Genomic DNA, 11,776 nt, shown 5'->3' with positions numbered 1-11,776 from the left:
CCGGGGGGGGGGCGGCACCAGCCGCCCCCCCCGCAGAAGGGATCGAGGGGGACATGGGCCTACGCGTGCGCGTGCTTCGCGCGCGACTTGTACCACCACCCCACGATCGCGCCGAAGGCGATGTGGGCGACGATGGACACCCACCCGCGGCCGTTCGCGAACCACGGCCAGACCGGGTTCATCAGGTAGAAGACGAAGACGTAGAGCAGGAGCGCCAGGACGATCCCCACCCCGATCGCCGCGCCGAGCGACAGGTTCCGGACGATGAACGCGGTGGCGATCCCGAACGCGATGGACAGGGAGAAGTGGATCACCAGCGCCACCATCACAGCCCCCAGGTGGAACGTCGCCGGGGGCGGGAGGACGTCCTTCCCCATCCCGATCGCGGCGATCATGCGCGGGGGCGCCCACATGCTCGGGGCCCCGGCGAACATGGGGGCGAGCACCATCTCCATGACCAGGAAGACGATCCCCGCGACCACGCCGGCCATGATCGCGGCGCTCCAGTCGATCCCTGCGGTGTGGGCCCGATTCTCGATCGCGATGTCGGCCATCTCTACCTCCCGGTTCGGGTCGGGGCGAGTCCCCGACGGGGTTTAGGTCGGTCCTGCGAGGCTACTGCCCGGCGCCCCCTCCGTCGCCGCGCGGGGCACCGTCCGCCCGGAGATCCTGCCGATCCCCTGCACCCTGAGCTCGTCCACCTTCGCGGAACATCCCCTTCGCGAAGGCCGCGTCGGCCAGGAGCCGGGCAGTGCTTTCCGCCATGGGATTCTCCGGTCAGGCTGCGGGGGACCCGGGGGAAAAGATTGCAAGTCCCATTCCGTGTTGCACATTTTGCGACAGAGGGAGAGCCGGCGGGGAATCTGTCGCATTCGGCCGACGGCGGGTCAGGCGCGGTAGCGTTCCGCGTCGGCCTCTTTCAGCTCCAGGCCCATTCCCGGGCGGCCGGGATCGGGCCGCAGCGCGCCCGCCCGCGGCTCGGGCGCGCCCTCGAACAGCAGGCGCTCGATCCGGACGTGGTCGTGGAAGTACTCCAGGTGCCGCACCAGGGGGAGCGCGCAGGCGGCGTGGACGTGCAGCGCCGGCGCGGTGTGGGCGGAGAGCGGGAGGGCGTGCGCCGCGCAGAGGGCGCCCACGCGGAGGAACTCGGTGAACCCGCCGCAGCGGGTCGCGTCCGCCTGCAGGACGTCCACGGCCCCGGCCTCCAGCATGCGGCGGAAGTAGAAGAGGTCGTACCCGTACTCGCCCGCGGCGACGTCCATCCCGGCGGGCGCACGGTCCCGCAGCAGGCGCAGTCCCTCCACGTCGTCGGAAGAGACCGGCTCCTCGAACCAGCTCACCCCCAGCTCCGCGAAGTCCTCGGCGAAGGCCAGCGCCTGCTTGCGGCCGTACCCCCCGTTCGCGTCCACGAACAGCTCCGCCCCGGGGCCGATCGCCTCGCGGGCGGCGCGGACGCGCTCCAGGTCCCGCTCCGGCTCGGTGCCCACCTTCATCTTGACGCGCGGGATCCCCCGCTCCACCCAGCCGCCGAGCTGCTCCGCCAGCTCCGTGTCGGAGTACGAGGTGAAGCCGCCGCTCCCGTAGACCGGCACCTCGCGCCGCGCCGCGCCGAACAGCGACGCCAGGGGGAGCCCTAGCAGGCGCGCCTTGAGGTCCCAGAGCGCCGTGTCCACCGCGGAGATGGCCGCCGACGCCAGCCCGGGCCGCCCGACGTTGCGCACCGCGTGCCGCATCGCTTCCCAGGCGCCGGGCACGTCCATGGCGCAGCGCCCGCGCACGGCCTCCGCGAGGAGGCCGCGGATCAGCCCCGCCGCGGCGGAGTGCGTGTAGCTGTACCCCAGCCCCCGCTCGCCACCCCCGTCCGCCTCCACCAGCACGATGGTCGTCGAGTCCCAGCGCAGGGTGCCGTCCGCCTCCGGGCGATCCGTGGGGATGGTGTACGAGGACGCCTCGATCCGCTCGATGGTGGCCGTGGTCGGCATTGGATGCTCCGGCTGCGCGTCCAGGATTCCGTCACGCTCCCCCGCGGACGGGGAGCGCACCCGAGCTTCCGCGGGCATGCAAGCGCCATTCCCCCTGTTGCGCCTGGTGCAACAGATGCGCTGCCCCAGGAGGAGCTGTCGCAGGCCCGGGCCCGGCGGGCGGGGCGCTCAGCGTCCCTTTCCCTCCTCCTCCTGGAGCTTCTCACGGCCTGCCTCCAGGTTGAGGCGGACCAGCGCCTCGGCGAGCTCCTCCGCGGACTCCTCGCAGATCGCCGGCCCCGCCAGCGGCAGCAGGTTGGGAACCATGCCCTTCAGGAGCTTGCGGGCGGCGCGGGAAGCCAGGACCGGGCGGCTCCGGTCGATGTGCGCGAGCCCCTCCCGGTCGTCGACGAGCACCCCCCGGATCCGCTCGGGGTGAACGGTCACCACCTCCCGCACCCGCTCCACGAAGCCGGGGTCCACGCAGATCACCGTGATCTCCCCCTCCTCCAGGCGGCGCTCCATCTCGCGGATGGACGCCGCGCTGAGGCGGATCACCGCGAGCGGCTTCTCGAGAACCTCCGCCAGGTGCCGCACGGCGCCCGCGTGGTAGGTGGTCGTCACCAGGAGGTCGGCCTCCCGGATCTCGCGCGGAATCCGCTCGAGCACGATGCTCCCCACCTGGAGCGGCGCGAGGCGGTCGGCGTGGAGGGGCGACGTCTTGAAGCCGAAGTCCTGGTGGAGCTCGATGCACATCGCGTCCATCTGGTCGCGGGTGGACTCGATGCAGGCGCACCGAACCGTCCGGCTCTCCGTGCAGCGCCGCACGAAGTCGGGCAGCTCCGGCACCGCGATGCGCCGGTTCCAGGCGTCACGCAGGACCGTCACCATCCAGCGGGCGGTCTCGGCCAGCACACGGCCGCCGATCCGCTCCTGCTCCGCGACGAACACCCCGGCGCGGCCGCGCACCTGCACCAGCCCCTCCTCCTCCAGCCGCCGGTACACCCGGGCGACCAGGCGCAGATCCGCGCGGGTCTCTTCCGCCACCTCGCGGTAGGAGGGGAGCCGGTCGCCGGTGTCGAGGTGCCCACCGTGGATCCCCGCGATGATCCGCCCCCGGACGAGGTTCAGCACCTCCTGCTCAGACCACCCATCGCTGCGCCTGGTCCTCGCCATACGCGCCTCCGTGTTGATCAGGTCGTCGCCTGGAAACGGTCTGTTGCAGAATCTACAGCAAAAGAAGGGCACCCGCGACAAAAATCGTGTTTCGTCCGGCAAGTGGCCTGAAACGCGCTTGCGCGCGCGGAACCGCGGCCCTGTTGCCGGGGGCGCAACACGGAACGAGGCTTGCGTCCGGGCCGGCTCGCCGGACGAGCACCGGAATGGCAGGTCCCCACGATCCGCGACGCCCCATGACCTTCCTGTCTTCGCTGGACGCGGTGCGCGCCACCAACCAGCCGCCGGTGCGGTCGGCCTGGCGGGGTCCGTCGCTCCTCACGGTGGACACGCGCGGCCGGTGCGGCACGGAGCCGCTCACCGGCTTCTTCTTCCGGGAGACCCGCTGCATCCGCGACCTGGCCCTGCACCTGGAGGGGGAGGAGCCGCTCGGCGGGTCCATCGCGGAGGCGGAGAGCCACGCCGTCGAGCTGTCCTACCTCTTCCCGCCGGTGGACGACTTCGGGGGGGGCGGGAGCGGCTCTGGCGGGCGGGAAGAGCGGCACGGCATCCCGGTCCGCGGGCTCGACCTGGCCCTGCGCTACGAGGTGTTCCCCGCCTCGCTCCGCGCCCGGCTGCGGGTCACGAACCGTACGCTCGGGCCGGTGGAGCTCACGCTCGCCTGGACGCTCTCGGCCGACTTCGCGGACATCGGGAGCACCCAGCCCCGCGCGAGCGCCGGACCGGACGTCCCGGTGGAGACCCGGGCCACGGCGGGCGGGGTGGTGTTCCGCTCGGCGGAGCCCCGGCTTCCGCTCACCGTGGAGGTGCACGGCGCGGAGGACCACGGCTGGCGGTGGGAGGAGGGGAGGCTGCGCGCACGGGTGCGTCTCGCGCCGCAGGAGAGCGCCGACCTGGGGATCCGGGTGCGCGTCACGGACGCGGCCGACCCGATCGACGAGGCGGGGGAGGAGAGGCGCCTGGCGCACCTGGCGGAGGAGCTCGATGCCGTGGCGACGCTGTTCGCGCCGGGGGAGACGCCGCTCGTGGAGCTGACCCGCGGCGCGCTGCGCGACATCGCGGCCCTGGCGCTGCTGGACGGGCCGGAGGACGAATGGCTCGCCCCCGCGGCGGGGATCCCGGTCTACCACGCCTTCTTCGGGCGCGACATGCTGACGGCGGGGTGGCAGGCGGCGCCCTGGGACCAGGGGCGGCAGCTCCGCGACGTCCTGCGCGTCCTCGCCCGGCGCCAGGGGACCACCACCGATCCCCGCCGCGACGAGGAGCCGGGCCGGATCGTCCAGCAGGCCCGGCGCGGCCCGGAGCCGCGCCTGGGCCTCACCCCCTTCGACCGGTACTACGGCGACTTCGCCTCCCCCTTCATGTTCGTGATCGCGCTGGGGCACCTGTACGCCTGGAGCGGGGCGCGCGACGACGTGGCCGTGCACTGGGACACGCTGCGCCGCATCATGGACTGGGCGCGGGAGCACGGCGACGCCGACGGGGACGGCTACCAGGAGTACCTCACCCGGTCGGAGCACGGCCCGCTGCACCAGGGGTGGAAGGACAGCGACGACGCGGTGGTCCGCGAGGACGGAAGCCAGGTGGCTCCGCCGGTGGCGGTGTGCGAGGTGCAGGGGTACTGGTACGCCGCGCTCCAGTTCATGGCCGCCTTCGCCCTCGCGCTGGGGGAGAAGCGGACGGCGTGGGACTACTGGAAGGAGGCGTCCGCGCTGAAGGAGCGCTTCAACCGCGACTTCTGGCTGGACGACGAGGGGGTGGTCGCCTTCGGCCTGGACGCCGGGAAGCGCCCCATCCGCACCGCCACCTCGAACGCGGGGCAGTGCCTGGCCACGGGGATCGTGGACGACGACAAGGTCCCGCGGCTGGTCCGGCGCCTCTTCCAGCCCGACCTGTTCAGCGGCTGGGGGATCCGCACCCTTTCCACGCAGAACCCCGCCTACAACCCGCTCTCGTACCACCTGGGGAGCATCTGGCCGGTGGAGAACGGGACGATCACCTTCGGCCTGCGGCGCTACGGCTTCGACGACCGCGCGCTGGAGCTTTCGCGGGGGCTCTACGACCTGGCGCGGAGCTGGGGCGGGCGGACGCCCGAGTGCGTGGGGGGGTACGCGCGCGACGAGCTGGCCTACCCCGGGAGCTATCCCCGCGCCAACGCGCCCCAGACGTGGAACCAGAGCACCCTTCCGCTCATCCTCCAGTCCATCCTGGGGCTCGTGCCGCTCGCCCCGTTCCGCACGCTCGCCGTGGACCCCGTCCTCCCTCCGTGGCTCCCGGAGCTGACGGTGCGCGGGCTGCGCGTGGGGGAGGCGCGCGTCGGCCTGCGCTTCCATCGCGCGGAGGACGGAACGTCGCGCCACGAGGTGGTGGAGCAGGAGGGGACCCTGCACGTGGTCCGGCAGCCGCCGATCGACTCGCTCTCCGCCGGGCTCTGGGACCGGCTCACCGCGCTGGCGGAGGGGGTGGTCCGTTCCTGACGGACCGCCCATCTCCGCTGCGCCCGCCCCGGATGCGTCCGGGCCCCGCCTGCCGGGGTTTGCAACACGGCGCCACCATCTGTTAAGACTGTCGCATTATATACGAAAGGAACAGGTCTTGCACGGTCCTGCCGGTCCTGCCGCCATCCCCTTTGCACGCTCCGGGGCGGGCGGCGCGCGGCCGACGCACACTGCGCCGGCAGGCACTTCACCTCTCGAAGGAGAGAGAGCCATGAAGACGACCAGGGCTGTTCCAGTCGGACTGATCTGTGCCGCCGTCGCGCTGGCGTCCTGCAGTCGGGCCGAGGCGGTGCCGACCGGGGCCGCTGCGGACGAGGCCAGGGTCTCCGCCTCGAGTGCGGGACAGGGGAACAACATGGTCCTGAACCTGCGCGGCTCGGCGGTGGGCGAGTCCCGGACCATGACGATCAACGGCACGGCCAGGGAGGCAAACTGCTTCACCGTCGACCTGTTCGACCTGAGCACCGACAGGGCCGTCGGGAAGGCCACGGACTGCCTCGTGATCGAGGGGAAGGAGCCCAACGGGGGGCTCCGGGTCATCGGCACGACCATCTTCGACTTCGGGAACGGACACACCTTCACGAGCCGCGGCCTTACGACCGTGCAGCCCACCCTGCACGGGTCGCCCGACTTCACCCACATCACCGGGGCGGTCCCGCCGGAGGGGGAGAACAGCGTCATCGCGGCGACCGGCCGGTTCAAGAACCTCACCGCGCGGGTCCGGCTCTCGGGCGCGGTGAACATGAGCCAGGTGGAGTCGGAGAACCGGATCGCCTTCGACTGCATCTTCGTCGTGCATCCGCGCTAGCTCCCGGCGCGGGAAGCGGGGGTGGAGACGGGTGGGCTCGGTCCGGCCGGGTCGAGCCCCACCCGCCACCCGCGGGCGCAGCATGGACGTATCGGTGATCGTACCCGCGCTGAACGAGGCGGAGCGGATCGTGGCCTGCCTCCGGAGCGTCGCCGCGCAGGCCGGACCGCGCGAGCTCATCGTGGTCGACGGTGGGAGCACCGACGGCACGCCCGGGTTGGCCCGGGAGCTCGCCACCGTCGCCGCGGGGCCGCGCGGCCGCGCCTGGCAGATGAACGTCGGCGGCCGCCTCGCCCGCGGCGAGGTCCTCCTCTTCCTCCACGCCGACTCGGTCCTCCCGGCCGGCGCGCTGACCGCGCTGCGCGACGCGCTGGCGGACCCGCGGGCGGCGGGCGGCACCTTCACGCTGCGCTTCGACACCGACCGGCCCTGGCTGCGGCTGTACGCCCTCCTCACCCGTTTCCGCCCGCGGCTCTTCCACTACGGCGACCAGGGGATCTTCGTCCGGCGCGAGGTGTTCGAGCGGCTGGGCGGGTTCGCGGAGCTGCCGCTCATGGAGGACGTGGACTTCCTGCGGCGGCTCCGGCGCGAGGGCAGGGTGGTCCTGGTGCCCCGCCCGGTCACGACCTCCGCGCGGCGCTTCCTGGCCCGCGGCATCGTGCGCCAGCAGCTCCTCAACGGCGCGCTGGTGCTGCTCTACCACCTCGGCGTCGCCCCCGCGAGGCTGGCCCGCTGGTACGGCGTGGAGCGGCGCTGAGCGGTCCGGGTCGAGCTTCCTTGCACTCAGGCTCCAGGAGGTGCGGATGCAGTGGTCACTTGCGCAGGGGCTCAATCCCGAGGCCGGGTCGCACCCGGTGTGTTCCGATCCGCACGAGATCGCCGCGGCGCGCCGCGCGGGAGAGCGGTCGCTGCAGGAGTTCCCCTACTACCGGGCGCGCTACGGGGAGCGGGGACGGCTCTTCGCCCTCAGCGACGGGGCCTGGCTCGTCACGCTCTGCGCGGGAGAGTGGCCCCACGTCCAGCAGCAGGTCCTCTGGCTGGGGGGCGTCCTCGCCTCCCGCGGGATGCCGCGCCTGCTCCTGGAACGCCACCTCCGGGTGCTGCACGCCGAGCTCACCCGCGAGCTCCCGCAGCACGGCGGCCGGTACGACGCGCTGCTCCGTGCGGCCGATCACCTGCGGGAGCTGCGGCGCGCGGCGCTCTCGGACGCGGCCTTCCAGCAGCTCGCCCGGGACTTCGCCGACCAGGTGGGATCGGACGGGCAGGCGCGGCTCCCAGGGATGGGCGAGATCCTCGTCGCGGCCGTGGCGGACGAGAGCGCGGGGATCGCGAGGGCCGTACGGAGCGTCGAGGAGTGGTGCGCCGATCCCGGGCGGTTCCCCGGATCCTGGCGCGCCGCCGTGAGGGCCACCCTTGCGCAGGCGCGCCGGAGCGTTTCACCCTCCGCCGCGTCTGCCGCGGTCTAGCTGCACCTGCCGGCGTGGCTCCGCAGTCTGCCGCCGGGGCGTGTGTGGGACGGGCGCCACACTGGGGCACGGAAGGAACACCCGTCCCGGGCTCCCCGCGGAAAGAATCCAGGAACGGCGCGGTTGGCGGGCCCGGTCCCGCAGTTGCACGGGTGCGGCGCAGTCAGGTTCCAGTCCCGCAACGTCCGCCCGTCGAACACGCCATGCCCGCGCCTCGCGCCACCCGATCGGTTTCCCGCATCCGCGAGTTCGTGACCGCTCTCCAGGCGGCCCTCTCGGAGGCCTTCCCCCACCTGGGGCTCCACGTCGAGCTGGCCGTGCTCGGCAGCGGGTCCGTGGAGCTGACGCTCTCGTGGACGGACACGGGCGGGAGGGTGTCGTCGGTGTCTCGCCCGGTGGACCTCTTCGCCCCGGTGGATGCCGGGATCGACGCGCTGGTCCAGGCCGTGTACGCGCGGACGGAGATCCGGGCGGCCGCGTAGCCCGCGGGAAACGTCTGCGGCCTCGCACCGGGTGAGGTGCGGGGCCGCTGCGAGGCGCCGGGCGACGCGGGGCGTCAGCGGTGCACCCAGTCCCGTACCTGCTTGTAGACGGTGGCATCCTCCAGGAGCCTGCTGTGCGTGATGCAGGCCGTCTTCGTGTTCGTGGCCCCGGAGAGGAGCACGCTGTCGTCCGGATCGATGATCTCGTCGCAGGGCGACCACCAGGTGCCGTAGCGGGGCGTCCCCGGCGTCTCGTCCCCCGAGTTCAGGTCGGTCAGGAACTTGGAGCCGATGCGCATCTCCACGCAGGAGGTGGAGGTGCAGCCGTTGGCCGTGGTGGTCCCGTGGTTGGGGCCGCCCAGCGATACCCAGCCGTCGATCTTCTGGTCTCCCCCGAGGTTCCTGGCGTAGTAGCGCGTGGAGAGCCCGCCCATGGAGTGGGTGACGATGTCCACCCTGCTGGCGCCCGTGGCCGCCAGGATCTCGTTCACCCTGGTGCGTACCTGCTCGGCCGTGGTGGCGTTGGACTGGTCGGAGTTGTACGTCCAGCTGTAGAGCTCCGCGTCGGTCCACCCGTCCGCCTTGAAGCGGCTGATCATGGTGTTCCAGTTGGTGGCACTCCCACGCCACCCGTGCACGAAGAGGATGGGGTGGCGCGTAGGGGTGGAGAGGGCGGGCCGGGCGTCCGTGCTCTCACGACGGGTGGGGAGCTGCTCGCACCCGACGGCCAGGAGTGCAGGGAGGAGGAGGAGAAGGGCGCGGGAGTGCGTGGGGACCATCCGCATGCGGGCCTCCGGAAGAGCCGGTGGAGATGAAGGGCACGGCGAGGCGCACGGGCCGCCCGGTGCGACCGCGGGTCACCTCTCGCGCTGGTGATCGGCTCTTTGGGAACGCATGTAGTGCGCCATTGGCGGCGCACGCCGTAAGGTGCGCTACGGCAAGCGCTTCCGTTGCCGCGGGTCAGCCGCTGGGCACAGGCAGGTGAACCAGAAGAGTGCACGCGGAGGCAGCCGTGCACCGATTCTCACCTCCCCGGCTCCTCGCACCACGCCAGCACCTCCGCGAACCCCCGCTCCTCCAGCGCCCCGAAGAGCGGGTGCCTCGACAGCTTCGCCTTCGTGAGCGCCGGGCTGCTCAGGCCGCAGAGGAACCGTGCCTGCTGGCGCGGGTGTCCCAGCGCCGCCGGGTTCTCGCGCACCAGCGCCCGGAGCGCCGCCGCGTCCACGGCCCGCTCGACGGGCCCCCGCTCCGGCCGCGGCGGAAAGCGCGTGGGCACGCCCGTCTCGCAGAAGGTGCAGTGGCCGCACGGCTCCTCGCGCACCTCGCCGAAGTACGCCAGCAGGAAGTTGGTCTGGCAGCCGTCGCGCTCCACCAGCTCCACCACCTGCCGCACCCGCGCCACCTCCGCCGTCTCCCGCCGGGCGAACCGCGCCTCCAGCTCGTCCGCCAGCGCCTCGGGGTCGGCGTCCTCCACGAGACGCGTGTACCGCTGCCGCGCGTCCGTGACCTGCACCTCCGCCAGCTCTTCCGACTGCAGGTAGTCCACCATGCGGACGATGCGGTCCCGCTCCTCCCCGAGCGCCGCGGCGGCGCCCGCCGGGTCCAGCGTGTACCAGTCGCGCCCCTTCTTCGCCTGCGCGAACACCCCCTCCACGAAGCGCGCCCGGTCCTCCGGGAAGCGTGCGGTGATCTCCGGGAGCGGCTTCGCCGGCCGCACCTTGTAGCCGGCGTAGAACGGCGTCCCCTGGCGCAGCACGCCCATCAGCTCCAGGTAGGTGAGCGCCGTGCGGAGCACGAGCTGCCGGATGTCGTGCGCGGCGGAGAGCGCGTACAGGCCGACGTCGAACTCCCGCGGGCCGCCCAGGACCTCCCGCAGCAGCCCCAGGAGCGACTCGCGCGTGGGCGTGTCGCCGTAGGTGAAGTTCTCCAGGGTGGCGACGTCCTCCAAGCTCCCCAGCAGCTCCACCGTCGAGGGCAGGCCGTCGCGCCCCGCCCGGCCGATCTCCTGGGAGTAGCTCTCCAGCCCCTTGGGGAGGTTGTAGTGGTAGACGTAGCGCACGTCCGCCTTGTCGATCCCCATCCCGAAGGCGATGGTCGCCACCACCATGGCCCGGTCGGACTCCTTCCACCACTCCTGCACCTCCGAGCGCGCAGCGTCGTCCATCCCCGCGTGGTAGGCCCTCGCGGGGAGCCCTGCGTCGGCGAGCGCCTGCGCCACCCGCTCCGCCGTGCGCTGCAGGGTGACGTAGACGATCCCCGATCCCGGCGGGCGGCTCCGGATCCGCTCCAGCAGCGCCGCGTCGCGTGCGCGGGCCGCGGTGGGCGAGGTGCGGAGGAAGAGGTTGGGGCGGTGGAAACCGGTGACGACCGCGTTCTCGCGGGGGATGCCGAAGGAGGCGCAGACGTCCTCCACCACCGGCGGCGTGGCCGTGGCCGTGAGCGCCAGCACCCGCTCCGCGCCCACCGCGCGCGCCGTCTCCGCCAGCTTCAGGTAGTCCGGGCGGAAGTTGTGGCCCCACTCGGAGATGCAGTGCGCCTCGTCCACTGCGAACAGGGCGATGCGCGCGCGGCCGAGCTGGTCCAGGAAGCGCTCGTTGTTGAAGCGCTCCGGCGCCACGTACAGCAGCCGCAGCGCCCCGGAGCGGAGCCGCCGCTCCACGTCGCGCGCCTCGTCGCCGGTGAGCGACGAGTCCAGCCGCGCCGCGTCGATCCCCCGGCCGCGCAGGAAGTCGATCTGGTCCTTCATCAGCGCGATCAGCGGCGACACCACCACCGTCACCCCCTCCAGCAGGAGCGCCGGGAGCTGGTAGCAGAGCGACTTTCCGCCCCCCGTGGGGAAGACGGCCAGCGCGCCGCCGTGCTCCAGCAGCGCGTCGATCACCCGGCGCTGCCCCGGGCGGAACTCGTGGAGCCCGAAGCGCTCCCGGAGCAGGGCGTCGACGGGGTGCGCGGACGGCTCGTATGTTGTATTCATCCCTGTTCGTCGTGGGGCTCCGCGCGCCGCGTGTGGCGGCGGCGGGGCCGCGTTCGTCCCCTGGTGACGCAGATCGTCGAGGTCCCCGAGTGTTCCCGAAGATGCGCCTTTCGTTCCCGCTGCTCCTCGCGCTCCTCCCGGCCGGCCTGGCGGCGCAGCAGCCCGCGGCCACCGCGCCGCGCCCCGTGGCGGGGTGCTACACGCTCGACCTGGGGCCGTGGAGCCCGGCGCTCCGGGCGTCGCCGGTGCACACCCTCCCCGCGCGGGTCGTCCTGGACACCGCCGCCGCCGCGGGCGCGCGGGGGTCGTTCCGCGTCCTGGCCGCCTCCGGCGTCGCGGACACCCACGAGACCGCCCTCTGGTCGCCGCTCCCGTTCAAGCCGGACTCGCTGCGGATCCGCTGGGTCACCG

At 73.0% G+C, this 11,776-nt stretch carries 12 protein-coding genes; 6 read left to right on the top strand and 6 right to left on the bottom strand.

Annotated features, from left to right (window positions below):
* Positions 1 to 59: 59 nt before the first annotated feature.
* The 4 genes from VGR37_19365 to VGR37_19350 all read right to left on the bottom strand — a co-directional run bounded on the left by VGR37_19365 (position 60) and on the right by VGR37_19350 (position 3,137).
* Positions 60 to 554 carry a hypothetical protein gene (locus VGR37_19365; protein ID HEV2149569.1) on the bottom strand — a complete coding sequence of 165 codons (495 nt, stop codon included), beginning with the start codon at positions 552 to 554 and terminating at the stop codon, positions 60 to 62.
* Between the two features lie 61 nt (positions 555 to 615).
* Complete coding sequence (locus VGR37_19360) at positions 616 to 765, bottom strand: hypothetical protein (protein ID HEV2149568.1); 150 nt, start codon at positions 763 to 765, stop codon at positions 616 to 618.
* Between the two features lie 122 nt (positions 766 to 887).
* On the bottom strand, positions 888 to 1,982 hold the full coding sequence (locus VGR37_19355) for an enolase C-terminal domain-like protein (protein HEV2149567.1): 1,095 nt from the start codon (positions 1,980 to 1,982) through the stop codon (positions 888 to 890).
* A 168-nt stretch (positions 1,983 to 2,150) separates the two neighbouring features.
* Positions 2,151 to 3,137, bottom strand: a complete 987-nt coding sequence (locus VGR37_19350) for a GntR family transcriptional regulator (protein HEV2149566.1) — start codon at positions 3,135 to 3,137, stop codon at positions 2,151 to 2,153.
* 236 nt (positions 3,138 to 3,373) lie between these two features.
* Between VGR37_19350 and VGR37_19345 the strand changes: the two genes are divergently transcribed.
* The 5 genes from VGR37_19345 (at position 3,374) to VGR37_19325 (ending at position 8,391) form a co-directional block, all read left to right on the top strand.
* Positions 3,374 to 5,614, top strand: coding sequence for a glycogen debranching N-terminal domain-containing protein (locus VGR37_19345; GenBank protein HEV2149565.1), 2,241 nt, complete (start codon positions 3,374 to 3,376; stop codon positions 5,612 to 5,614).
* A gap of 232 nt (positions 5,615 to 5,846) precedes the next feature.
* On the top strand, positions 5,847 to 6,443 hold the full coding sequence (locus tag VGR37_19340) for a hypothetical protein (GenBank protein HEV2149564.1): 597 nt from the start codon (positions 5,847 to 5,849) through the stop codon (positions 6,441 to 6,443).
* 94 nt (positions 6,444 to 6,537) lie between these two features.
* Positions 6,538 to 7,200, top strand: coding sequence for a TIGR04283 family arsenosugar biosynthesis glycosyltransferase (locus VGR37_19335; GenBank protein HEV2149563.1), 663 nt, complete (start codon positions 6,538 to 6,540; stop codon positions 7,198 to 7,200).
* A gap of 46 nt (positions 7,201 to 7,246) precedes the next feature.
* Positions 7,247 to 7,909: a hypothetical protein gene (locus tag VGR37_19330; protein HEV2149562.1), complete on the top strand. Its 663-nt coding sequence runs from the start codon at positions 7,247 to 7,249 to the stop codon at positions 7,907 to 7,909.
* 203 nt (positions 7,910 to 8,112) lie between these two features.
* The gene (locus VGR37_19325) at positions 8,113 to 8,391 is read left to right on the top strand and encodes a hypothetical protein (GenBank protein HEV2149561.1); all 279 of its coding nucleotides are present in this window, start codon (positions 8,113 to 8,115) and stop codon (positions 8,389 to 8,391) included.
* A 74-nt stretch (positions 8,392 to 8,465) separates the two neighbouring features.
* Here the strand turns inward: VGR37_19325 and VGR37_19320 are convergent, their stop codons facing one another.
* Both VGR37_19320 and VGR37_19315 read right to left on the bottom strand, forming a co-directional pair.
* Positions 8,466 to 9,176: a triacylglycerol lipase gene (locus VGR37_19320; protein HEV2149560.1), complete on the bottom strand. Its 711-nt coding sequence runs from the start codon at positions 9,174 to 9,176 to the stop codon at positions 8,466 to 8,468.
* Between the two features lie 239 nt (positions 9,177 to 9,415).
* Positions 9,416 to 11,365: an ATP-dependent DNA helicase RecQ gene (locus VGR37_19315; protein ID HEV2149559.1), complete on the bottom strand. Its 1,950-nt coding sequence runs from the start codon at positions 11,363 to 11,365 to the stop codon at positions 9,416 to 9,418.
* Between the two features lie 101 nt (positions 11,366 to 11,466).
* Here VGR37_19315 and VGR37_19310 point away from each other — a divergent pair.
* Positions 11,467 to 11,776: hypothetical protein (locus VGR37_19310; protein HEV2149558.1), on the top strand; the 310-nt coding region annotated here is incomplete at its 3' end.

The organism is Longimicrobiaceae bacterium (assembly GCA_035936415.1).
Lineage (GTDB): Bacteria > Gemmatimonadota > Gemmatimonadetes > Longimicrobiales > Longimicrobiaceae > JAFAYN01.
Note: the sequence above shows the minus strand (reverse complement) of the source record. Positions and strands in the feature narration are given on the sequence as shown.